Below are 23,714 nucleotides of genomic sequence, written 5' to 3' on the forward strand. Positions count from 1 at the left end.
GTTGCTTAATTCTGCGGACGTCGGCGACTGGCATCTAGCTTGCATACACTTTGGCTGTGATGCGCATGCAGCCCAACGCCCAATTTGACCGCCAGCCTGTTCCTGACGGCTTCGGTCCGATCGCCATCCAGCTGTCCGAGGCCGCCGTGACCTTCGGGCGCGGCGACCGGGCCGTGTCCGCGCTGTCGAAGACGACGCTCCGGATCGCCGACGGCGAGTTTGTCGCGCTGGTCGGCCCGTCGGGATGCGGCAAATCGACCATCTTACGTCTCGTCAGCGGCCTGGTGCAGCCGACCAGCGGCGTCGTCATCGTCGGCGGCCGCGAGGTGGCAGCGCGGGCGATGCGGGTCGGCATGGCTTTCCAGAATCCGACCATGCTTCCGTGGATGACGATCGAGCGAAACATCATGCTGCCGCTGAAGATCGTCGAGCCGTTCCGCTCCAACTTCCGCAAGCTGCGCAAGACCGAATTCCGCGACAAGGCCAACGCGCTGCTGGAGCAGGTCGGCCTCAAAGGCTTCGGCAATCATTATCCCTGGCAGCTCTCCGGCGGCATGCTCCAGCGCGCCAATCTCTGCCGCGCGCTGATCCACGAGCCGCGCATGCTGCTGCTGGATGAGCCCTTCGGCGCACTCGACCAGTTCACCCGCGAGGAGCTGTGGACGATCCTCCAGAATCTCTGGATGACGCGCAAGCCGACAGTACTGCTGGTCACGCACGATTTGCGCGAAGCCGGCTTTCTTGCGAGCCGCATCTGCGTGATGAGCGCGCGTCCCGGCCGCATCCTCGACGACAGCCGGGTCGAATTCGCGCGGCCGCGCACGGTCGCCATGACCTTCGAGCCGGATTTCGTCGCGTTGAACCAGAAGCTGCGCGCCTTCATCGAGGATGCGCGCAGCGCGGCTGAGCAGGGGGCAGGCTGATGTTCGGGATCGATGTCAGGCAGAAGGCGTGGTCGGCGGGACTGATCGTGCTGTTCTTCGTCGCCTGGGAGCTGTTCTGCCTGATGACCGGCATGTCCGACCTGGTGCTGCCGCGGCCCTCGCAGGTGTTCGTGACCCTGTTTCAGCGTTTCCCGGTGCTGTGGCCGCACATCGTGCAGACGCTGGCCACCACCATGTTCGGCTTCGTCCTCGGCGTTGCGCTCGGTGTCGCCCTCGGCGCCGTCATCGGCGTCTCCAAGACGGCCTATGACACCTGCTATCCGCTCCTGATCGGCTTCTCCTCGATCCCCAAGGTCGCGGTGGTGCCGATCTTCGTGCTGTGGTTCGGCTCCGGCACGGTGCCCGCGGTGCTGACCGCGCTGTCGATTTGCTTTTTCCCGATCGTTGTCAACATTGCCACGGGTCTGGCAACCACCGAGCCCGAGCTCGAGGACGTCCTGAAGGCGCTCGGCGCCAGCAAGTTCGACATTCTCTGGAACGTCGGTCTGCCCCGGACCATGCCGTTCTTCTTCGCATCGCTGAAAGTCGCGATCTCCTACGCCTTCGTCGGCGCGGTTCTGTCGGAGACGGTCGCCTCCAACCGCGGCATAGGCAACGTCATGATGACCGCGTCCTCCAATTTCAACGTGCCGCTGGTGTTCGCCGGGCTGTTCGTGCTCGCCGGGCTCGGCGTCGCGCTCTACGCCGTGTTCTCGCTGATTGAAGGGCGGGTCACCGGCTGGGCCACGCGCAAGAACGACGTGATCGCCACCTGATTTTCAAATCGTCACGCAACGGAGCTTGAGGAGATCTCGATGTTGAGAAACGTAATTGTCGCGCTGCTGGGATTGGCCCTATCCGCTGGCGTCGCCATGGCCGAAGACACCACGATCAAGTTCACGCTGGGCTGGAAGACGCAAGGCAGCGACGCCGCGTTCTTCTACGCCAAGGACAACGGTTACTTCAAAGAGGAAGGCCTCAACGTCGTCATCGACCAGGGCGAGGGCTCCGGTGCCACCGTCACGCGTGTCATGTCGGGCGCCTATGACGCGGGCTTCGGCGACGTCAACGCCATCATCCAGAACGCCTCGACCAAGCCGCAGGAGGCGCCGATCATGGTCTACATGATGTGGAACCAGCCGCCGTTCGCGATCGTCGCCAAGAAGTCAAGCGGCATCAACACCATCAAGGATTTCGAGGGCCGCACGCTCGGAGGCGCGCAGGGCACGCCGACGACGCGGCTGCTGCCGGTATTCACCCGCAAGAACGGGCTCGATGGCGAGAAGATCAAGATTTCCAATATGGCGCCGAACCTCCAGGAGCCGATGCTGATCAAGGGCGATATCGACGCAGCGCTCGTCTTCAATATCACCAGCTACTTCAACCTCGTGCTCAACCGCCAGGACCCGGACAAGGATTTCAAGTGGTTCTCCTTCGGTGAGTACGGCCTCGATCTCTATTCCAACGGCGTGATGGTGTCGCGCAAGCTGATCGCCTCGAATCCGAAGGCTGTCGCGAGCCTCGTGCGAGCCATCAACAAAGGCGCGATCGCGGTGGCCAAGGACCAGAACGGCGGCATGAAGGCGGCGCTCAACTACGACAATCTCATCAATGCGGATGTCGAGAAGCGCCGGCTGCAATATTCGTTCGAGAAGCTGATCGTGTCGCCGGAGATGAAGGAGATCGGCATCGGCGACATCAAGGATGACCGCATGACGCGCGCCATCGCCATCGTGGTCGAGGGTTACCAACTCGCCCGCGCGCCGACGCCGGCAGAGGTGTTCTCACGCGAATTCCTGCCGCCGCGCGCGGAGCGGGAGTTGGTGTACACGGCCAACTGATCCTTGGAGAGACGGTGATGGCCGCGGAAATCTCGGCGTCCAGCCTGTTCCGTGGTCCTGACCGCGGCGTTGGCGACAATGTCGTGCTCCGGCACGACGGTGGGACGATCACGGATGTCTCGGAAGGAGCGGGGACCGCCAGGGGCCGGCGCTCCTTCGTCATTCCCGCCTTCGTCAACGCCCACGACCACGCCCGCGCCACTGCGTCATCCTTCGGCGCCGTCGGCATGCCTCTGGAAAGCTGGATCCTGCGGACTGCACTCGGCACGCCGGTCGACCCATATTTGGCCGCGGCGTCCGCATTGGCTCGGTCGGCCAAGGCGGGCTGCGCGGCCGTGATGGTGCATTACACCCGTCCGAGCGGCATGATGCCCCTGCTGGACGAAGCCAAGGCCATTGCAAGAGCGGCGTCCGACGTCGGCATCCGCATTGCTTTTGCGATGGCGGTGCGCGACCAGAACCCGATCGTCTATGGCGATGCCGAACCGGTGCTCTCGGGTCTCTCCAAGGACGGTCGCAAGACCATCGAAGATATCTTCGTCCGCGCACCGATGTCACCGCGGGCCTATATCGAGCTGACCGACGCGATTGCCGCTGCCATCGCCGGCCCCATGGTCGACGTCCAGCTCGGGCCCGCCGGCGTGCAATGGTGCTCGAAGCCGCTGCTGGAAGCGGTGGCGGAAAGCTCGGCGCGGACCGGCCGTCGCATCCATATGCATCTCCTGGAAACCGTGTACCAGCGCGCCTGGGTTGATCAGCACTTCCCGGATATGGTGAGCTGGCTGCGCGACATTGGCTTTCTCTCGGAACGGCTGACGCTGGCGCATTGCATCTACGCCCGGCCGGATGAGCTGGAGATGATCGCGGCGGCCGGCGCGCGCATTGTCACCAATTTCAGCTCGAACATGCATCTGCGCTCGGGGCTCGCGCCGATTGCCGCCGCCCATAAATGCGGCTGCGCCATTGCGGTCGGCGTCGACGGGCTGGCGCTGGACGAGGATGACGATATTCTACGTGAGATGCGGCTGGTGCAGATGGTTCATGGCGGCCTCGGGTTCAAGCAGACTTGGACAGCGGCCGAGATGTTTGCTCTCGCCATTCGCAACGGCCGCCGCGCGACCGGTGCGCCCGGAAGTGGCGAGTTGGCCGCCGGCAATCCCGCCGACTACGTCGTGGTTGATCTCGACCGGCTCGACCGTGACCAGATCATGCCCGTCGATCCCATGGTACTGCTGTTTGCACGAGGCAACGCGTCGCTCGTCAATGAGGTCGTCGTCGCCGGCAGGACGATCGTGAGGGATGGCGCCTGCGCCGGCGTCGATCTGCCGGTGATCGAAGACGAACTGCGGGGCATGTATCGCGCCAATCTCGGAAAGTTCGCGAACTTCCAGCGGACGTGGCTGCCGTTGTCGGAGCGACTGTCCGGCTGGTTCGAGCAGCAGCTCACCTGCGGGTAAAGGGGGCATGACGCTTTCCTGGCGCTGCGGTACATCGAAAAGCGCGATAGCTGGTAGACGGCACCTGATCTGGTGATCGTTCCAGCTCTGGGCTATCACCTTGTATGATTGCGCGCCGGCGCGATGATCTCTTGAGGAGCCCCCGATGCGTCTACCGACTATTCTCCTGGCCGTCACATGTGTTGCAGCCGCAGCTTCAGCCGAAGACCTGTCGGGCACGCTCCAGAAGATCAAGGAGACGAAGAAGATCACGCTGGGCTATCAGGAGGCCTCGGTCCCGTTCAGCTATCTCGACGGCAACCAGAAGCCGGTCGGCTTTGCCATGGATATCTGTCTCAGGATCGTCGACGCCGCGAAACGGGAGCTCGGCATGCCCGACATCGCCATCGACACTCTCGCGGTGACGTCGTCGAATCGGATTCCGCTGATGGTGAACGGCACGCTCGATCTGCATTGTTCGGCGACCACCAACAATGCCGATCGCCAGAAACAGGTCGCCTTCACCAACACGCATTTCCTCAGCGCGACGCGGTTCGCGGCGAAGAAAGCCGCGAAGATCAACACCATCGACGATCTCAAGGGCAAGGCCGTCACCGCAGTGGCCGGATCGGTCAACCTGACGCAGCTCGCCAAGGTCAATACCGAGCGCAATCTCGGCATCAACGTGATGCCGGCCAAGGACCAGGCCGAGGCCTTCCTGCTGCTGGAGACCGACCGCGCCCAGGCCTACGCACTCGATGACGTGCAGCTCGCGGTTGCGATTGCGCGTTCGAAGGAGCCGCAGCTCTACATGATCAGCGAGGAGGCGTTCTCGAAGCCGGAGCCTTACGGGATCATGCTGCGGCGGGAGGATGCGCCGTTTAAGGCACTCGCCGATCGCGCCACCGCGGAGCTTTATGCAAGCCCCGAGATCGAGGTGCTCTACAAGAAATGGCTGCAATCGCCAACGCCACCGAACGGACTCAACTACAACGTTCCGATGTCACCGGCCTTGCGCAACGCGTTCAAAAGGCCGAGCTCGAGCGCCGATCCTGATGTTTATGTGGTGAACTGAGGCGAGGGCAGCTTTCACCTCTCCCGTAAGAAGAGGTGAAGACAGTGCGCCTGGCTGAGGATCAGCTCGCCAGCGAGCGCTGATATATCGCGACGTTCCGCGACGGTGGAGGTATTGGACTAACGCAGCGAGCAGATGGATCACGCTTGGCTTGGGGAAAACCAGCAACAAGCGTTTCAATGCCAAATCGTAGGGCTAATCCTGATTGGCGTATGTGAGTCGGAGAAGCTGTATGGGCGTTTGGTTTTTAGTCCTAGCAGCCTGCGTCGTCGGCACGTTGCTCCTTTTGGCATTCTGCCGATAGGGCCGACAGCGGATGCACTTGTTGCTGCGAGGCATCAGCGAGCCGCTGAATAGCGGTTCCAGGCCCGATCGCTTTTGACTGTGCATGGATGAGCGCGTTCACTTCCGGGATTGGAGGCGGACGTGAGTTGGTTGTTTGCGTTTCTCATTGCGGCGAGCGCAGTCGTTCTGATCGCTCATGCGATTGATGCGATGCGTTCCTGATATTCGCGGCGGTTCGGGTCGCTTGCTATGCAAGCGACGAGTGTCAATTCGAGGAACTTGACCTGTAGGTCAAGGTTGTCACAGCGGGAGGAATACGATCATGCTTGCATTCTATCTGCCGATTATAATCTTCGGAGCGATACTCGAAGGAATTTCGAAGCAGCGCGCATCTGCATCCATCCAGGAACCGCCAAGCGTCGATTAGACTGCGATCCCAATGCGTAGACCTTCGGTGCGCGCCAGCGGCTTCAGCTCCTCGACGGCTAGACCTTCCACGGTCCAAGTTCTTCGGCCTCGCGATAGAAGCGCTCCTCGTTCGGATAGATGTGCCGGTCCATGAAGCTCTCGAGCTTGCGATTGAGCTCGACGGCTTTTGGCGACATCGGGTAGAGCATCTTTCGTCTCCTTGATCGGTGGACGTCGGCTGGATCAGCCGATTTCGAGATAATCGGGCCCCGGAAGCTTGGGGAAAGGCGCGGTCGGCAACGTCTGGTACCAGAACGCGACCGAGGCGATGTCATCCTGCAATGGCAGGTATTTCGCCTCCGTGACGCCCGGCAGCCAGCCGAGCGCCTGGATGGTCACGCGCAGGTCGGAGCGGAAGCGCACGGGATCGGGGATGTGCCAGCGATATAGGCCGAAGCGCTGTTGCGACTTGTAGACACCGTCGGGGCGGATCACCTGCGGCAGGCCGGCATAGGGCGTCGTGAACTCCTGGTAGCGCGATCGCTGCGCCGGTCCTTGGCCGGAATGGGCGACATAGGGATCGAAATTGTAGGCGCCGCAGAAATAGTCCTCAGTGCCGGTGCCGCAAATCGTCGGGAATGCGCTGTCGCCGTCGATGTAGAATTTGATCTCGCCTTCGCCCCACCAGCCATTGTTGTTGACGCCCCAGGCCATGTAGGTGCCGACGTAATGGCCGGCGCCGCTGATGCCGTCGAGGATGGTATAGACTTCCTTGTACGGCAGCGGATTGGTGCGCCTGAACTGGGCATGGAAATAGGCGCAATCCTCGGGGACGTCGGTCAGGGTGTAGTTGATCTGGTAGTAGGCGGTGAGCTGCTCCTCGCTGCGGTTCTCCAGCGTGACGCGCGCGCGCCTGCGGAACGGCATCTCCCAGTAGCAGTTGAAGGCGCGCCCGGGATTGACGCAGACAGCGAGCGAGGACACCTGCGCAAACTCTTCCCATCCGCAGGCGAAGAAATCGCCGGCTGGGCATTCGACGCTCGGCAGCGTTTGATCATCCCAATATACGCGCAGGATCGAGTGACGCAGGCGTCCGCGCGCCAGCGTCATCCAGATCTGCTGGACTGCGCCCTGGCCTTCGATGTCGGCCAGCGTGAAGGTCGCGCCGGGCTCGATGACGACGTAGGGCGAGACCTTCCAGCCCTGGCCGAGATCGCGGGCCTGACGCGCAGCGGGGCCGTCGACGGACATGCCGCCCTTACCCTTCTCGCCGGTAAAGTTCTCGGGGCTGATTGAGCGCGTCTGCGCATGCGACAGCCGCGAGAGATTGCCGAGATGCAGGCCCAATCCGGAAAACGCCATGGGATCCTCGATGAGGGGTTAGCGACACCCGGATATATCGCCTGCGGATTAACCAAAAGGTGAAGACCGCGCACGGAATGAACCCAGGCCTGATCGGCCATCGGTTCAAGCGACGCGGTATTCCCTGAACTTTTCGCGCAGCGCGGATTTGAGCACCTTGCCGGTGCCGGTCATCGGGAATTCGTCCAAAAATTCGACCGCGTCCGGCAGGCACCAGCTCGCAATCTTGGGGCGCATGTGGTCGAGCAGGGCCTTGCCGTCGACGGTCGCGCCCTTCTTGCGGACGACGAGGAGCAGGGGACGCTCCTGCCACTTCTCGTGCGATATCGCCACCACGGCGGCCTGAAGCACATCGGGATGAGACAAGGCGACGTCCTCGAGCTGGATTGAGGAGATCCATTCGCCGCCGGACTTGATCACGTCTTTGGAGCGATCGGTCAACGTGACGTGGCCTTGACTGTCGATCACCGCCATGTCGCCAGTGATCAGCCAGCCGTCGCGGTCGAGGCCTTCGTCGAGCTTCATGTAGCCGGAGGCGACCCAGGGGCCGCGAGCGCGCAGATGGCCGACGGTCTTGCCGTCGCGCGGCAATTCATTTCCGGCATCATCGACGATGCGCAAGGTGGTGCCGAAGCAGGCGCGGCCGGACACCTGGCGCCGGTCGAACTTCTGCTTGTCGCTGAGGTGCTCCGAGCCCGGCCGCAGGCCCGGCATCGAGCAGCCCAAGGCCTCGGTCATGCCCCAGGCCTGGACGTAGTCGATATTGTAGTCGCGCTTGAGCTTCTCGACCATCGCGCGCGGCGGCGCCGAACCCGACGATAACGTTGCGCGCAGCGTCGAGAATTTGTTGCCGGTGCGCCCGAGCCAGTCGAGCAGGATCAGCCAGAAGCTCGGCACGCCCGCCGACAGCGTCACCTTCTCGCCTTCGAGCAACTCATAGAGCTTGTCGGGCTCGTAATTGCGGCCGGGCAGCACCAGCTTGGAGCCGGTATAGGGCGCGGTGAACGGCATGTTCCAGCCGTTGCCGTGAAACAGCGGCGCCATCGGCATCATCACCTCGCGCACGCCTTCGACATGGCCCGGCAGGAAGTCGAAACTGCAGCAGGTCATGGTCTGCAAGATCGCGGCGCGGTGCGAATAGATCACGCCCTTGGGATTACCGGTCGTGCCCGACGTGTAGCAGATGGTGGAGGCGGACTTTTCGTCGAACTCGGGCCAGGCGAAGCTGGCTTCGTTCTCCTTGTCCAGAAGCTCTTCATAGCAACGGAGGTTCGGCAGCTTCGTCTCCGGCATCCGTTCGCGCGAGGACATCACGACGTAGGCCTCGATCGTCGATAGTTGCGGCGCGATCGCCTCGACGATCGGCAGCGTGGCACGGTCGATGAACAGCAGGCGGTCTTCGGCGTGATTGATGATGTAAACGAGCTGTTCCGGAAACAGCCGCGGGTTGACGGTGTGCAGCACATAGCCCATGCTCGGAGCGGCATAGAACATCTCGAAATGGCGGTGCGTGTTCCAGGCCAGCGTGCCGACGCGGTCGCCCTTCTTCATGCCGAGCCGCTTCAAGCCCAGCGCCATGCGCTTGATGCGCGGATGGGCATCAGCATAGGTGTAACGATGGATGTCGCCTTCGATCTCGCGCGCGACGATCTCGGCCTCGCCGTGGTAGTCGGCGGCATACTGGATCAGGCCGCTGATCAGGAGCGGCATGTCCATCATCAACCCCTGCATGGTCTCCTCCACAGCCACGTCGTTGCATGGCCTACGCTTGTGATTGCGCGCGAGGTTAACGGAACGCCGCGCGACGTTCACGCAAAAAAGAAGGCGCGTGATTGCATGCCGCACTTTTTCAGGGCTAACTTCAAGCGAACGGCCGGCGAAGTGGTGTTTGCCGTGGAGGAGACGAATGTCAGCGGAAAAACACAAGACCGGTGCGGCGAAGGAATCTAGCGTCGATATCTCCGCCCTCCGTGCGCGCTATCGCGACGAGCGCGACCGCCGTTTGCGCAGCGAAGGCAAGGCACAATATGTCGAGGTGACCGGCGATTTCGCTCGCTATCTCGACGATCCCTGGGCCGATCCCTGCCTCACACGCGCACCTGTCAGCGAAGCGACCGAAGTTCTCGTCGTCGGTGGCGGCTTCGGCGGCCTCTTGTGCGGTGCGCGCCTTCGCGAGGCCGGCGTTGACGATTTCCGCATCGTGGAAAAGGCCGCCGATTTCGGCGGCACCTGGTACTGGAATCGCTACCCCGGAGCTGCTTGCGATACCGAAAGCTACATCTACCTGCCGCTCCTGGAGGAGACCGGCTACATGCCGGTGCGCAAATACGCGCGCGCTCCGGAGATCTACGAGCACTCCCGCCGCATCGGTCGTCATTTTGATCTCTACGCGCGTGCGCTGTTTCAGACGATCATCTCACGGATGGAATGGCAGGGGCAGGAGGCGCGCTGGCTGGTCGAGACTGATCGTGGCGATCGCATCTGCGCGCGCTTCGTCATTCTCGCCGGCGGTCCGCTGAGCCGGCCGAAGCTGCCCGGCATTCCCGGCATCGAGACGTTCAAAGGCCACAGCTTTCACACCAGCCGCTGGGACTACGCGTATACTGGCGGCACTGCAGAGGGCGATCTCACCGGCCTCGCTGACAAGCGCGTCGGGATCATCGGCACCGGCGCAACCGCCGTGCAATGCGTGCCGCATCTCGGGCGCTCGGCAAAGGCGCTTTACGTTTTCCAGCGCACACCGTCCGCTATCGGCGTTCGCGACGACCGTCCGACGGATCAAGCCTGGGCGCAAAGCCTCAAGCCCGGCTGGCAGCGCGAGCGCATGGACAATTTCACCGCGGTCATCTCCGGCGAACCGGTCGAACGGGATCTGGTCCAGGACGGTTGGACCGGGCTGCTCGGCGAGATCCTGCTGGCGCCGCGCCGCCAGCCCCAGCCGGTGACCTCGCTGGAAGAGGCACTCAGGGTGATCGAGCAGGCCGACTACCGCAAGATGGAGGAGATCCGCGCCCGCGTCGATACGATCGTGCAGGATGAGGCGGCCGCGGCGGCGCTCAAACCCTGGTACAAGGCATTCTGCAAGCGGCCGTGCTTCCACGACGAATATCTCGACACCTTCAACCGTCCCAACGTGCATCTCGTCGACACCAAAGGGCAGGGCGTCGAGTGCATCACCGAGAATGCGGTCGTGGTCGACGGTAAGGCCTACGAGCTCGATTGCCTGATCTATGCCAGCGGCTTCGAAGTCGGCACTGATTACGCCCGCCGCATGGGTTTTGAGGTCTATGGCCGCGATGGCGTCAGCCTGTCCGAGCGCTGGCGCGACGGCGTCAAGACGCTGCACGGCTTCTATAGCCGCGGCTTCCCGAATTGTTTCCTGATCGTCACGGTGCAGGCCGGTCAGAGCGCCAATTTTCCGCACATCATCGACGAGCAGTCGCAGCACATTGCCTATGTGATCGCAGAAGTGCGCAGGCGCAAGGCGCGAACCCTGGAGCCGACGCTCGCCGCCGAGAAGGCCTGGGTCGACGAAGTCGTCAAGGCCGCGCTCGGCCGGCAGACCTATCTCGCCGAATGCACGCCCGGCTACTACAATAATGAAGGCGTGTTCGATCCGATCGCGGCAAGAAACAGCCAATATTGGCGCGGGCCGGTGGCATTCCTGCGGCTGCTCGACACATGGCGGAAGGAGGGTAATCTGGCCGGGCTGGACTTGTCCTATGATCGCGCCATGGAGTCGGCGCCTCCGAGCGGGTAAGATTGCGCCGCAGATCGGTACAGGACGGGAGATAGTGGATATGATCAGGGGCAGGGCTGTTGCGGGGGCGGCTTTTGGCGCGATGGTGCTGCTTGGTTGCCTGGCACCTACGGTCGAGGCTGCGCAATGCGGCAGCTCGCCGGCGGGCTTCGAGGCCTGGAAGCGCGAGTTCAGTCAGGAGGCGCAGGGCAAAGGCATTGGCCCCACCGCGCTTTCGGCCTTAATGCAGACCAATTATGCCAGCGCCACCATCGCCGCCGATCGCGGCCAGCGCAGCTTTTCCCTGACGCTCGACCAGTTCCTTGCCAAGCGCGGCGCCGCCACCATCGTTGCCAAAGGCAGGCAGCTCAAGCAGTCGCAGGCCGCCTTGTTCGCCTCGATCCAGCAGCGCTACGGGGTGCCGCCCGGGCCGCTGATCGCGATCTGGGGCATGGAGACCGGTTTCGGCAGCCAGCGCGGCAACCAGAACATGCTGTCGTCGATCGCGACCCTCGCCTACGACTGCCGCCGTCCCGAATTCTTCACCGACCAGCTGTATGCCGCCTTGAAGCTGATCGACCGCGGCACGCTTTCGGGATCGACCCGGGGCTCCATGCATGGCGAGGTCGGCCAGACCCAGTTCATGCCCAAGAACATCCTGGCCTATGGCACCGGCAATCTCGAGGTGGCTGCCAACGCACTGAATTCGACGGCGAATTTCCTCAAAGCCCATGGTTGGCGCGCAGGAGCCGGTTACCAGCCGGGCGAGCCGAACTTCGCCGCCATCGAGGCTTGGAATGCTGCCGGCGTCTATCAGAAAGCGATCGCGCTGATGGGCCGGCAGATCGATGAGGGAGGAGGGGCGGCAGCATTGCGCTAAGCCGTTCAGCAAGGCGTGATGCGTCGATGCGAGAAAGTTGTTGCCATCAGGAACTGAGGGCACGAGGTTTGCTTTGATCAGGTTCAGGGGTGGGCATGAGGAGACTCAATATGGCAACCCAGATCGTGATGGACCAGACCGGCGATACACGCCACGAGTTTGATCCTGGCAATGCCGAAGCGCTGGCGCGAGCCGAACGGCGCTTTCGGGAGCTGACCGGAGCCGGCTTCACTGCGGCGCTGCGAACCGGGCCCGGCGAGGTCACCCGTATCAGATCGTTCGACCCGACCGCGGAAGAAACGCTATTCTATCCGCGCCTGGTTGGCGGTTGATCTGAGCTGCTCATGATTGCGGCAGTTTGGCTCCGCGCGCCGGCGCGTGCGCGTCTGCATGCGCTGCGTGAACTCTATCGGCGCTTCTTCGGCGAGAACACGCCGGATGCCCGTGGCCGCCGGCTGCTCTCCGAATGGCTGTCGCCCGCACAATGCGCGCAATTCGAGGAGCACCGGTATTTCGACGTCGTCGGCTGCGACACCGGCAAGACCTATCGCATTCATTACGGCACTGCCGCCAACGTCCACGAAATCGACGGTGAAGGCCGAGCGACCATGGGGTGGTGCTTCGTCCCGTCAGGCTTCCTCGTCCCCGGCGACGTGATGCTGGCGCAGAAGATCGCCCTTGAGACCGACGAAAGGGGAGCGCTTGCGCTCGCCAATCGGTTTCCGCCGGCAACGCATTCGGAGCACTTCTACCGGCGCCCATTCTAGCGCCGGAAGGACATGGATGCGCCTGATGCTCACCTCTCCCCAACGCGGCGAGGTGAAGTAAGCTTGACGATGTCGGTCAGGAGTGCGTGGTGCGGTAGGCATCCAGCGCATGCGCAGCGAAGACGCCAACACTGCAAAGGGCAAGCAGGGCAGAGATCAGCTCGATCATAGCACGTCCTCCCCCAGCGGCTGGGCGACGAGATTCTGGCAGCATGAATATTCGTAGATCAGGTCGAAGAGGAATTGCATGGTGGCCGTCCCTGTATTTATTTTGACAACCACTTAACCGGCCATCTGTTTCAGGCATGTTTCGTCGCATCGGGAAAGGGGTTTCGCCGGGAACCCCCGGGGCCGGTTTGTGCGCTGCGGTCCCGCTATTGCTCAAGCCTTTGAACCGTGACTTCGCAGGCGGTGCATCAGATTGCGAGGCAAAATCATGGCGCAGGTCGAATGGTTCGACGATCTCTCGGTCGGAATGCGGTTCAGATCACCGGAGGTCGAGGTCACCGAGGCCGACATCAAGCGGTTCGCTGCCGAATTTGATCCGCAGCCGATGCATCTCGACCACGAGGCCGCCAAGGAGACCCTGTTCAGGGGGCTCGCTGCCTCGGGATGGCACACCGCCGCAATTGCCATGAATCTTGCGATCCAGACCCGACCTTTTGGTCCGCATCCGCTCATCGGCGCGGGCGTCGATGGCCTGCGCTGGACGATTCCGGTGCGGCCCAATGACCGCCTCCATCTGGTCGGGGAGGTCATGAACCTGACGCCTTCGAAGTCGAAGCCGCAGGGCATCGCGTTGGTGAAGTGGACGATGTTCAATCAGAACGATGAGGAGGTTTACACCTTCACCCCGATCGCGATCGTGCCGCGGCGGAGCTGAGGCCGCCGGCGTCACCATTGACCTCACGCCGCGCCGGAGATGCTTCCGGGCGGCCGGCAGAGGTGGTCACCTCGGCCCCGGGGAAGAGCTGGAGGCAGAGATGAAACGGTTCCTTTTCGCAACTAGCTTGCTCGCGGGTGCCTTGAGCACCGGCGCGGCGCCCGCGCAACAATCCAGGGCGGGCGACTGGACCATCGAGAAGCGTACGCAGGATACCCATTGCAACGCGAGCCGGGGCTACAAGGATAAGGACGACGAGGACCGCGACTACGTCATCGTGATCACCTATTCCGACAAGGCCATCGTGATCGTCATGATCTACGACGGCTGGGAATGGGACAAAATCGGCGAGATCCTCCGGGCCGACGTCGGCACCGATGACGCCGACATCATGAAGAAGGCGAAGTGGGAGGTCATGGACAAGACCACCGTGCGCGGCATCTTCGAATACGATCAGTCGATCATGGACCGGCTGTCGAAGGCCAAGCGTCCCGCGCTCGATTTCGAGGACGATGAGGATGACAGCATCGAGATGCAGATCCCGCGGGCCGGCGAAGCGCTGGCGGCGTTGAAGTTCTGCGAGGAGAACAGGAAGTAGAGACCTGATACCGGCAAAGAGCCGGCGAGCCTGCTGATGATGGCGTGCAGCATCGGCGTGCAGGCCACCCATTTGTGGGCGCTCCGGCGCAATATTCGGTCGGCGAAGGTCTTCGTCGACTTGGCGATCAGCCTGCCGGCCTGGTTCGCGGGATCTGGGCTCGGTGTGATCGCGTCCACCGCGTCAACGAGACGGTCTTTCGCAAGACCGTGCTCGTTCTGTTGCTGGTATCGGGGATTTCCTTGATCTAGTGCCCCAAACCCTGAACCGGTGCCGCGCTGGTGTCGCTGCCGTGATGCGTCAGCGGCTTCATGCCGGTGACGGTGCGTAGCAGCACATAGAACACCGGCGTCAGGAACAGGCCGAACACGGTGACGCCGATCATGCCGGAGAACACGGCAACGCCCATGGCGCGCCGCATCTCCGAGCCCGCGCCGGTGGAGAGCACCAGTGGCAGCACACCCATGATGAACGCCATCGACGTCATCAGGATCGGGCGCAGCCGTAGCCGGCTCGCCTCGATCGCGGCGCGGAGCGGCGTGCGGCCTGCGAACTCGAGCTCGCGCGCGAATTCGACGATCAGGATCGCGTTCTTGGCCGAGAGGCCCACGAGGACGATCAGGCCGATCTGGGTGAAGACGTTGTTGTCGCCCTTCGAAATCCAGACCCCGAACATCGCGGCCAGCAGGCCCATCGGCACGATCATGATGATCGAGAGCGGCAAGGTCAGGCTCTCATAGAGTGCGGCCAGCACCAGGAACACGAGCAGAATGGCCAGCGGAAACACCCAGACGCCGGAATTGCCGGCGATGAACTCCTGATAAGTCAGATCGGTCCATTCGAAGGCAAAGCCCGGCGGCAGCACTTCCGCGGCGATCCGCGTCGCCGCCTCCTGCGCCTGGCCGGAGGAGAAGCCGGGAGCGGCGGCCGCATTGATGTCGGAGGACAGGAAGCCGTTGTAGCGGATCGCGCGCTCCGGCCCCGCGCTCTGGCGGATCGTGAGCAGCGCCGACAACGGCACCATGTCGCCCGAGGACGAGCGCACCTTCAACTGCCTGATGTCGTCGGCGCGAGCGCGGAACGGCGCGTCAGCCTGCACGCGGACGGAATAAGTGCGGCCGAACTTGTTGAAGTCATTGACGTAGTAGGAACCGAGGTAAATCTGAAGCGTGTTGAACACCTCCGTCACGGGCACGCCCAATTGGAGCGCCTTGGTGCGGTCGATGTCGGCGAACAGCTGGGGCACGTTGACCTGGAAGCTCGAGAACACGCCGGCGATCTCCGGGGCCTTCTGCATCGCCGCCATGAACGCCTTGGTCGCCTCGTTCAGCGCCTCATAGCCGAGACCGGCACGGTCCTCGATCTGGAGCTTGAAGCCGCCGATGGTGCCGAGACCATTGACCGGCGGCGGCGGGAACATGGCGATAAAGGCTTCCTGAATCCCCGCATATTTCTTGTTCAGATCGGCCGCGATGGCGGGGCCGCTGAGCGAAGGGTCCTTGCGCTCGTCGAACGGCTTGAGGGTCGAGAACACGATGCCGGCATTGGAAGAGTTGGTGAAGCCGGAGATCGACAGGCCCGGGAAGGCGACCGAGCTCTCGACACCGGGCTGGGTCAGCGCGATGTCACTCATCTTGCGGATCACCTCTTCGGTGCGGTCGAGGGTGGCACCATCGGGCAGGCGGGCGAAGCCAACCAGATATTGCTTGTCCTGGCCCGGCACGAAGCCGCTCGGCACCTGCTGAAACAAGAGGGCGGTGAGGCCGACCAGGACCACGTAGAGGCCCATCACCGCGGCCTTGCCCGAGATCACTCTGGTGACGCTGCCGCTGTAATTCTCCGAGGAGCGCGTAAAACCCTTGTTGAAGCCGCGGAAGAACCAGCCGAGCGTCTTTTCGAGGATCAGCGTCAGCTTGTCTTTCGGTTCGTTATGGCCTTTCAGCAGCAGCGCCGACAAGGCCGGGGACAGTGTCAGCGAGTTGACCGCGGAGATCACGGTCGAGATCGCGATCGTCAACGCGAACTGCTTGTAGAACTGCCCGGTCAGGCCGGAGATGAAGGCGAGCGGCACGAACACCGCGACCAGCACCAGCGCGATCGCGATGATCGGGCCGGAGACCTCACGCATCGCCTGATAGGTGGCATCGCGCGGCGATAGCCCCGCCTCGATATTGCGCTCGACGTTCTCGACCACGACGATGGCGTCGTCGACGACGATGCCGATCGCGAGCACCAGGCCAAACAGGCTGAGCGCGTTGATGGAGAAGCCGAACACATGCATCACTGCGAATGTGCCGACGATCGACACCGGCACGGCCAGAAGCGGGATGATCGAGGCGCGCCAAGTCTGGAGGAACAGGATCACGACCAGCACCACCAGCGCAATGGCCTCCAGCAGCGTGTGGATGACCGCTTCGATCGACGAGCGCACGAACTGGGTCGGGTCGTAGACGATCTGATAGGACACGCCCTCGGGCATGTTCTTCTTGATCTCGGCCATGGTGGCGCGGACGTGGTCGGAGATCTCAAGCGCGTTGGAGCCCGGCGCCTGGAAGATCGGGATCGCGACCGCCTGCTTGTTGTCGAGCAGCGAGCGCAGCCCGTATTCGGACGCGCCAAGCTCGATGCGAGCGACGTCGCGTAAGCGCACCACTTCACCACGCGCGCCAGTCTTGACCACGATGTCGCCGAACTGTTCTTCGTTCGCGAGCCGCCCTTCGGCATTGACGGAGAGCTGGAGATCGATGCCCTTGACGTTCGGGGAGGAGCCGACGACGCCGGCGGCGGCTTCGACGTTCTGCGCCTGGATCGCCCTCACGATGTCGCTCGCAGTCAGGCCATGCTCGGCGGCCTTCTGCGGATCGACCCAGACCCGCATCGAATAATCGCCGGCACCATAGAGCTGCACGTCGCCAACGCCGTCAATCCGCGCGAGCCGGTCCTTGACGTTGAGCACCGCGTAGTTGCGCAAATACGTCATGTCGTAGCGGCCGTTCGGCGACAGCAGGTGCACGACCATGGTGAGGTCGGGCGACGATTTCTTGGTGATGATGCCGAGCTGGCGCACGACGGCGGGCAGGCGCGGTTCGGCCTGCTGCACGCGGTTCTGCACCAGCTGCGTTGCCTTGTCGGGGTCGGTGCCGAGGCGGAACGTCACCGTCAGCGTCATCGCGCCGTCAGTGGTCGCCTGGCTCGACATGTAGAGCATGTTCTCGACGCCGTTGATCTGCTCCTCGATCGGCGTCGCCACCGTCTCCGCGATCACCTTGGGGTTGGCGCCGGGATAGGTCGCGCGTACCACGACGGACGGGGGCACGACATCGGGATATTCCGAGATCGGCATCGCGAACAGCGAGATCAGGCCGGCAAGGAAGATCAGGACCGACAGCACGCCGGCAAAAATAGGACGATCGATGAAGAATTTTGAAAGATTCATGGCTTTGCCCCTGGGCAATGTCTTCCCGCGTCTCCGACCCCCTCCGCCGTCATTCCGGGGCGCGAGCGAAGCCCGCGATCCCGGAATCTGAAGGTGAGATGGTCGGAGTTTCAAAATGTCGAGATTCTCAGGTGCGCGCGTGCGCACCGTAGTTCGTGCTACGCGCACCCCGGAATGACAGACACTAGCGTTGCACCACGTCCTGGTTGCTGTGGTTGGATGCCTGCTGCGGCCCTCGCGCGCCCATCGCTGCCACCTCCGTCTTGAGCAGGGCGCCGGGACGCACGCGCTGCAAGCCATTGACGACGACGCGGTCGCCGGGCTTCAGGCCCGAGGTGACGACGCGGAGCCCATCGACGGCGCCGCCGAGCGTGACCGGCCGGTAGACCGCGCGGCTGTCGTCACCGACCGCCATCACGAACTTCTTGTCCTGGTCGGTGCCGATCGCGCGCTCGTCGATCATGACCAGCGTCTGCTGCTTCGGTTGCCCCATGCGCACTCGGGCGAACTGGCCGGGGATGAGACGGCCGTCCTCGTTGGGGAAAACCGCGCGGACGCGGATGGTGCCGCTCTGACCGTTGACCTGGTTGTCGATCAGCTGGATGTGGCCCTTCGCCGAGAGGCCGCCGGAGGTCGTCATCTCCACCGGGATCTGGTCGAGCTTGCCGCGTTGGCCGGAGCCGTCTGCAATGGAATTCAGCGCGCGCAGCACCACCTCTTCGTCCGCGTCGAACGAGGCGTAGATCGGATTGACCGAGACCAGCGAGGTCAGCACGGGAGAGGCGGTGCCGGCGGCGACGAGATTGCCGACCGTGACCTCGATCTTGCCGACGCGGCCGTCCACAGGCGCGCGCACCTCGGTGTAGCCGAGATTGAGCTTTGCGGTCTGCAGCGTTGCCTCGGCCGCCTTCACGTTGGCAATCGCTTCACGACTGGCATTCTCGCGCTGGTCGTAGTCGCGCCGCGTCACCACGGCGTTGCCGACCAGCTGCGCGCCGCGCTCGAGCTCGCTCTGGGTAAAGACAACGCGCGCCTTGGCGGCTTCGAGCTGGGCGTTGGCCTTGTCGACCTCCGCCGCGTAAGGCGCCGGATCAATCTTGAACAGCACGTCGCCGGCCTTCACCAACGTACCTTCCGTGAAATTGGTCGACAGGATCGCCCCCGCGACGCGGGGGCGCAGCTCGACTCGGTGGATGGCCTCCAGCCGGCCGGAGAAATCGTCCCACAGCACAGTTTGCCGCGGCTCGATCATCGCGACGGTGACGGAAACGGCTTGTTCGGCTGCGGCCGCCGGTGCGGTCGCTTGCGCCGCGTGAAAGTAGCGGCCGGTCGCGATCGAGCCGGCGGCGGCGAGGGCGCCTACGATGGCGACGCCACCGAGGAGGCGGCGGAAACGGCCGGTGCGGGCGGTATTTTGGGAGGGGTGCATTTGCGCGCTCCAGATATGTAGTGTTCACTACAGATGTGGAGCTGGATGCCGCAGTGCAAGATACTTATGTATCATTCACGAAGAAAATTGTACGTCGATACCGCGACGATTGGAAGACACAAGAAAAAGAAAGCCAGAACAACTAGATAAGATCAGGCGTTAGGTCACTACAGGGCGCCAATTCCGAGGAGACAGGCACATGGGCATGGGACGCCCCCGCGAATTCGACGCCGAGACGGCGTTGGATCAGGCGATGGAAGTGTTTTGGCGCCATGGTTATGAGGGCGCGACCATTGCCCAGCTCACCGAGGCCATGGGCATCAATCCGCCGAGTCTCTACGCCTGCTTCGGCAACAAGGAAGGCCTGCTGAAGGCCGCGCTCGACCGCTACACCAAATTGCGCGCCGTCTGGATGGACGAGGTGGTCGCGGCACCCACCGCCCGCGCCGTCGCCGAGCGGATGCTGATGGGCATCGCCGACAAGCAGACCGATCCGGCGAATCCGCCCGGCTGCCTGCTGGTGCAAGGCGGCATCGCCTGCGGTACGGGCTCCGAGAACGTCCCGTTCGAGCTCGCCGCCCGCCGCGCCCAGAACGAAGACCAGCTCCACGACCGCTTTGTTCGCGCCAAAGCCGAAGGTGATCTGAAGGAAAGCGCCGATCCCGCCGCGCTCGCGCGCTACGTCTCCGCCGTCGCGGTCGGCATGGGCGTGATGGCGTCCTCGGGCGCGGAACGCGAGGCGCTGCGGCAGGTGGCAAGTGTCGCCGTACAGGCGGTCGAGGCGCAGTCGGAGCGAGAGTAGAGGCGAGCGGGACGGCTCTGTGGTGAACGTCGATCTGTCCGCGCGACAGCGAGCGAGATTGCAGAACGGCCACTTAGCTCAGGTCGTGTAGGTCCTTTCCAAGCGGCGGTGTCAGATGAAACGTCGAGAATACGACTTCTAGCCCTGCCCGTTCCGGTGTGCAGGCCATGGGCCCCACAAGATAGGAGCTCGCTGCCGGAAACGGTGCTAGCCGCATCAGAGGCCAGTACTTGCCGTCGGCCGAAACTTGCAAACGAAGGACGCCGTTGGCGACGGTCGCGCGCACCCAAAAATCGCCAGCATCATGCTCATAGGATGCCGTGGCCCAGTCCGATCGCTCGTTGGTTAACACGCTCGCGAGCATGGCGCGGTCGTCCGAGAGTTCGATCCCGGCCTTGACCCAATGCTCCGCGTCGACGCGCACCATGATGCCCGCCTGATCGTAGAGCGCCTGGAAGTCGCCCTGAACGCGTAAACTGGCGGTGAATGCTTCGCCGGTTGGAAAGCCCAGGAAATGCCCGCTGTCGCGATTAAAGCCATAGTGGGTCTCGCGCCAGAAGTCGGTGCCTTTGTCAGTGATGATCTTTAGGCTCTCGCCCTCAGCCGTCCATCGTTCCGGTTCATTCAGCCACACACCGTCGGTTCTGCGGAGAGTCATCTCTAACCTCGATTGCCGACGCCTGCCGGACTCAATCCATCTGCCGGACAAGCGTGGCGTTGTGCAAACCGAGATCGAGCGCGGATTAAATGCGCTGCCTCGCGTCTTCGACAATTGACCTGATGTCGAAGCGCGCGCGTTCGAAGCGGCGATGCCTTCCGAAACGTTAACGGCGTCGGCGCGATGTCGGATTTCACGATCGGCGATCATGCAAGTCTGCGCCTGTTTTGCCCGACGAGTCAAATGGCCTGGCTGAACGCTTCGGCCTGAAATTCATCAATGATTTGTACTGTGCATGGGGTTGTTTTCGCGTTTTTTGTTCTGAGCCCTCCGGCCACGGCATCAGCGGTCAAGTCTCCGCATGGATACGGTAACTCCTAAGGGTTTTTACACACAGTTCTGGCACGCTCCGTGCGTCAAGATCCGCAACCTGTATCGTCGCCTCTCGTTGCGGGCACGAAAGACGCGGCCGGCGGAGACCGAGGGGCGTGAGCCATGACTGCACCTGCTTCCGACGCCGGGCGCGCGAACGGAAGGGTCGTGCCGATCCTGCTGGGCGTCGTGCCGTTCAGCCAAATTCCAAGGACGAGCGCAGCCACGGCCTGTTCGGCGGTCTCATCAGCGCGCCCTGCCATCTCGCGGTGAGCGGCGCCATGGCGATCGCGGCGGTGCTGCCTGAAGCGACGCAGGCGCCGAGCAATTGGGTTTATCTCGGCCTCTGCACTGTTGGGGGCACGCTGCCTGCGATCGCGCTGCCCTCAGCGGGCCACGCCACACAGACTTAGAGGAAGGAACCAAATCATGACCTCCGTCGGTATTCGCGGCACGTTCTTCGACTTCGTCGACGATCCCTGGAGGCACATCGGCAACGAGCAGGCCGCCGCGCGCTTTCACCAGGACGGCCTCATGGTCGTCACCGACGGCGTCATCAAGGCGTTCGGCCCGTATGACAAGATTGCCGCCGCGCATCCGGGCGTGCAGATCACCCATATCGAGGACCGCATCATCGTCCCGGGCTTCATCGACGGCCACATCCATCTGCCGCAGACCCGGGTGCTCGGCGCCTATGGCGAACAACTGCTGCCGTGGCTGCAGATGTGGATCTATCCGGAAGAGCTCAAATACAAGGACCGCAACTATGCCCGCGAGGGCGTGAAGCGCTTCCTCGATGCGCTGCTGGCCTCCGGCACCACGACGTGCCAGGCGTTCACGAGCTCGTCGCCAGTGTCGACCGAGGAGCTGTTCGAGGAGGCAGCCCGCCGCAACATGCGTGTGATCGCGGGCCTCACCGGCATCGATCGCAACGCCCCGGCTGACTATGTCGACACGCCCGAGAACTTCTATCGCGACAGCAAGCGGCTGATCGCGCAGTACCACAACAAGGGCCGCAACCTCTATGCCATCACGCCGCGCTTTGCCTTCGGTGCCTCGCCGGAGCTGCTGAAAGCGTGTCAGCGCCTCAAGCATGAGCATCCGGACTGCTGGGTCAACACCCACATCTCCGAGAACCCGGCCGAATGCAGCGGCGTGCTCGTCGAGCACCCGGACTGTCAGGATTATCTCGGCGTCTACGAGAAGTTCGATCTCGTCGGTCCGAAATTCTCCGGGGGCCATGGCGTGTACCTCTCGAACAACGAGTTCCGTCGCATGTCGAAGAAGGGCGCCGCGGTGGTGTTCTGCCCGTGCTCGAACCTGTTCCTCGGCAGCGGCCTGTTCCGCATTGGCCGCGCCACCGATCCGGAGCATCGCGTGAAAATGTCGTTCGGCACCGACGTCGGCGGCGGCAACCGCTTCTCCATGATCTCCGTGCTCGACGATGCCTACAAGGTCGGCATGTGCAATAACACGCTGCTCGACGGCAGCATTGATCCGGCGCGCAAGGATCTCGCTGAAGCCGAGCGCAACAAGCTCTCGCCGTATCGCGGTTTCTGGTCGATCACGCTTGGCGGTGCCGAAGGCCTCTACATCGACGACAAGCTCGGCAATTTCGAACCCGGCAAGGAGGCTGATTTCGTCGCGCTCGATCCGAACGGCGGGCAAGCCGCGCAGCCCTGGCACCAGTCGCTGATCGCCGAGGGCGGCGGGCCGCGCACGATGGACGAGGCTGCGAGCATGCTCTTCGCCGTGATGATGGTCGGCGACGATCGCTGCGTCGACGAGACCTGGGTGATGGGCAAGCGTCTCTACAAGAAGAGCTGAGGCGGCTGCTCATGAGCGCATCTCCTGATACGGCCGGACAGCCGGTCGCCCTCGTCATCCAGCGCCGCATCGCCGACGACGGCTTCGCCGCGTTCGCGCGGTGGAACGGCGAGGTCGGCGACGTGCTCAAGGCCTGGCCCGGCTTCCTCAGCCAGGAGGTGGTGCCGCCGCAACCGCCGGCGCATGTCGACTGGGTGACGATCCTGCGCTTCGCGAGCCCGGCGGCAGCCCGCGCCTGGCTTCAGAGCGATGTGCGGGCGCGGCTCATCGCGGAGGTGCAGCGCTTCTTCGTCGGTTCGGAGGATGTCCACATCCTGCCCGACACCGGCGTGCCGCGCGAGAGCGCAGTCTCTGCCGTGATCTCTTTCAAGGTGCCGGACGGACTCGAGGACGCCTTCCTCAAATGGCAGCAGCGCATTCAGGCCGCGGAGGCCGAGTTCAAGGGATTTTTGCGCCACAAGATCGAGCGACCGATTCCGGGCCTGCACGACGAATGGATCATCATCCTGTCGTTCGACTGTGATGCCAACCTCAATGCGTGGCTGGACTCGCCGTTGCGGCAGTCGCTGCTGAGGGAAGGCGAGCGCTTCAACGCCGGCATGAGCGTGAAGCGGGCGAGCTACGGCTTCAATTTCTGGTTCCCGGCCGGCAAGGCGGCGGAGCAAGGACCTGGCCTGATCTGGAAGAGCAATCTCATCGTCCTTCTGGTGCTCTATCCCGTCGTCTACCTCTGGGGCTACTTCATCAGCGCGCCGTTGATCGACAGCCACGGCGTGCCGGTCTGGCTGTCGCTCTTCGTCGGCAATCTCGTCAGCACCCAGCTGCTCGGCTGGTGGCTGGTGCCCGCCGCCTTCAAGGCGCTCGATTGGTGGATCGCGCCGAAGGCGAGGATCGGACGCCAGATCGCAGGATACGCACTCCTCGCCGCGCTCTATGCCGCGTCGATGGGCTTGTACGCGCTGCTGCTCGCATGGCATTGGGGGCGGTGAGACC

21 protein-coding genes are annotated in these 23,714 nt (G+C 63.3%); 15 read left to right on the top strand and 6 right to left on the bottom strand.

The window, feature by feature from the left end:
* The first annotated feature begins 65 nt into the window (after positions 1-65).
* The 5 genes from IVA78_RS32960 (at position 66) to IVA78_RS32980 (ending at position 5,275) form a co-directional block, all read left to right on the top strand.
* Complete coding sequence (locus tag IVA78_RS32960) at positions 66-923, top strand: ABC transporter ATP-binding protein (RefSeq protein WP_247276873.1); 858 nt, start codon at positions 66-68, stop codon at positions 921-923.
* Positions 923-1,699, top strand: coding sequence for an ABC transporter permease (locus IVA78_RS32965; protein WP_247276874.1), 777 nt, complete (start codon positions 923-925; stop codon positions 1,697-1,699). Before IVA78_RS32960 ends, IVA78_RS32965 begins: the two co-directional genes overlap by 1 nt.
* Before the next feature lie 39 nt (positions 1,700-1,738).
* Entirely contained in the window at positions 1,739-2,764 is a 1,026-nt protein-coding gene (locus IVA78_RS32970) for an ABC transporter substrate-binding protein (RefSeq protein ID WP_247276875.1), read from the top strand.
* A gap of 17 nt (positions 2,765-2,781) precedes the next feature.
* Complete coding sequence (locus IVA78_RS32975) at positions 2,782-4,221, top strand: amidohydrolase family protein (protein ID WP_247420221.1); 1,440 nt, start codon at positions 2,782-2,784, stop codon at positions 4,219-4,221.
* A gap of 145 nt (positions 4,222-4,366) precedes the next feature.
* Positions 4,367-5,275 carry an amino acid ABC transporter substrate-binding protein gene (locus IVA78_RS32980; RefSeq protein WP_247276877.1) on the top strand — a complete coding sequence of 303 codons (909 nt, stop codon included), beginning with the start codon at positions 4,367-4,369 and terminating at the stop codon, positions 5,273-5,275.
* 770 nt (positions 5,276-6,045) lie between these two features.
* Here IVA78_RS32980 and IVA78_RS34455 read toward each other — a convergent pair.
* The 3 genes from IVA78_RS34455 to IVA78_RS32990 all read right to left on the bottom strand — a co-directional run bounded on the left by IVA78_RS34455 (position 6,046) and on the right by IVA78_RS32990 (position 9,061).
* Positions 6,046-6,177, bottom strand: coding sequence for a hypothetical protein (locus tag IVA78_RS34455; RefSeq protein WP_256464572.1), 132 nt, complete (start codon positions 6,175-6,177; stop codon positions 6,046-6,048).
* A 34-nt stretch (positions 6,178-6,211) separates the two neighbouring features.
* Positions 6,212-7,330, bottom strand: a complete 1,119-nt coding sequence (locus IVA78_RS32985) for a glycoside hydrolase family 172 protein (protein WP_247276878.1) — start codon at positions 7,328-7,330, stop codon at positions 6,212-6,214.
* A 105-nt stretch (positions 7,331-7,435) separates the two neighbouring features.
* Positions 7,436-9,061: a long-chain fatty acid--CoA ligase gene (locus tag IVA78_RS32990; protein ID WP_247469442.1), complete on the bottom strand. Its 1,626-nt coding sequence runs from the start codon at positions 9,059-9,061 to the stop codon at positions 7,436-7,438.
* Positions 9,062-9,236: 175 nt separating this feature from the next.
* On the opposite strand from IVA78_RS32990, the gene IVA78_RS32995 reads away from it, so the two are divergent.
* From IVA78_RS32995 to IVA78_RS33020, 6 genes are all read left to right on the top strand, one after another.
* The gene (locus tag IVA78_RS32995; protein WP_247276880.1) at positions 9,237-11,090 is read left to right on the top strand and encodes an NAD(P)/FAD-dependent oxidoreductase; all 1,854 of its coding nucleotides are present in this window, start codon (positions 9,237-9,239) and stop codon (positions 11,088-11,090) included.
* Between the two features lie 40 nt (positions 11,091-11,130).
* Positions 11,131-11,949 (top strand): lytic murein transglycosylase, encoded by an 819-nt coding sequence (locus IVA78_RS33000; protein WP_247276881.1) that lies wholly within the window; start codon positions 11,131-11,133, stop codon positions 11,947-11,949.
* 110 nt (positions 11,950-12,059) lie between these two features.
* The gene (locus IVA78_RS33005) at positions 12,060-12,281 is read left to right on the top strand and encodes a hypothetical protein (protein WP_091888574.1); all 222 of its coding nucleotides are present in this window, start codon (positions 12,060-12,062) and stop codon (positions 12,279-12,281) included.
* Positions 12,282-12,293: 12 nt separating this feature from the next.
* A complete protein-coding gene (locus IVA78_RS33010) occupies positions 12,294-12,716 on the top strand; it encodes a hypothetical protein (RefSeq protein ID WP_247276882.1) in 423 nt (140 codons plus the stop codon).
* A gap of 436 nt (positions 12,717-13,152) precedes the next feature.
* Positions 13,153-13,599, top strand: coding sequence for a MaoC family dehydratase (locus IVA78_RS33015; protein ID WP_247420213.1), 447 nt, complete (start codon positions 13,153-13,155; stop codon positions 13,597-13,599).
* A 100-nt stretch (positions 13,600-13,699) separates the two neighbouring features.
* Positions 13,700-14,197: a hypothetical protein gene (locus IVA78_RS33020; RefSeq protein ID WP_247276883.1), complete on the top strand. Its 498-nt coding sequence runs from the start codon at positions 13,700-13,702 to the stop codon at positions 14,195-14,197.
* Between the two features lie 247 nt (positions 14,198-14,444).
* Here the strand turns inward: IVA78_RS33020 and IVA78_RS33025 are convergent, their stop codons facing one another.
* The gene (locus tag IVA78_RS33025) at positions 14,445-17,633 is read right to left on the bottom strand and encodes a multidrug efflux RND transporter permease subunit (protein WP_247420207.1); all 3,189 of its coding nucleotides are present in this window, start codon (positions 17,631-17,633) and stop codon (positions 14,445-14,447) included.
* Between the two features lie 184 nt (positions 17,634-17,817).
* A complete protein-coding gene (locus IVA78_RS33030; RefSeq protein ID WP_247276885.1) occupies positions 17,818-19,062 on the bottom strand; it encodes an efflux RND transporter periplasmic adaptor subunit in 1,245 nt (414 codons plus the stop codon).
* 199 nt (positions 19,063-19,261) lie between these two features.
* Between IVA78_RS33030 and IVA78_RS33035 the strand changes: the two genes are divergently transcribed.
* Positions 19,262-19,864 (top strand): TetR/AcrR family transcriptional regulator, encoded by a 603-nt coding sequence (locus IVA78_RS33035; RefSeq protein ID WP_247420201.1) that lies wholly within the window; start codon positions 19,262-19,264, stop codon positions 19,862-19,864.
* 73 nt (positions 19,865-19,937) lie between these two features.
* Here IVA78_RS33035 and IVA78_RS33040 read toward each other — a convergent pair whose 3' ends face one another.
* Complete coding sequence (locus tag IVA78_RS33040; protein ID WP_247276975.1) at positions 19,938-20,522, bottom strand: DUF1349 domain-containing protein; 585 nt, start codon at positions 20,520-20,522, stop codon at positions 19,938-19,940.
* Positions 20,523-21,010: 488 nt separating this feature from the next.
* Between IVA78_RS33040 and IVA78_RS33045 the strand changes: the two genes are divergently transcribed.
* From IVA78_RS33045 to IVA78_RS33055, 3 genes are read left to right on the top strand one after another with little or no spacing between them, the layout of a single operon-like run.
* Positions 21,011-21,307, top strand: a complete 297-nt coding sequence (locus tag IVA78_RS33045) for a hypothetical protein (protein WP_247276887.1) — start codon at positions 21,011-21,013, stop codon at positions 21,305-21,307.
* 16 nt (positions 21,308-21,323) lie between these two features.
* A complete protein-coding gene (gene guaD / locus IVA78_RS33050) occupies positions 21,324-22,721 on the top strand; it encodes a guanine deaminase (RefSeq protein WP_247276888.1) in 1,398 nt (465 codons plus the stop codon).
* Positions 22,722-22,732: 11 nt separating this feature from the next.
* On the top strand, positions 22,733-23,710 hold the full coding sequence (locus tag IVA78_RS33055) for an antibiotic biosynthesis monooxygenase (RefSeq protein ID WP_247276889.1): 978 nt from the start codon (positions 22,733-22,735) through the stop codon (positions 23,708-23,710).
* Positions 23,711-23,714 lie beyond the last annotated feature (4 nt).

Source organism: Bradyrhizobium sp. 137 (assembly GCF_023074095.1).
Classification (GTDB): Bacteria; Pseudomonadota; Alphaproteobacteria; order Rhizobiales; family Xanthobacteraceae; genus Bradyrhizobium.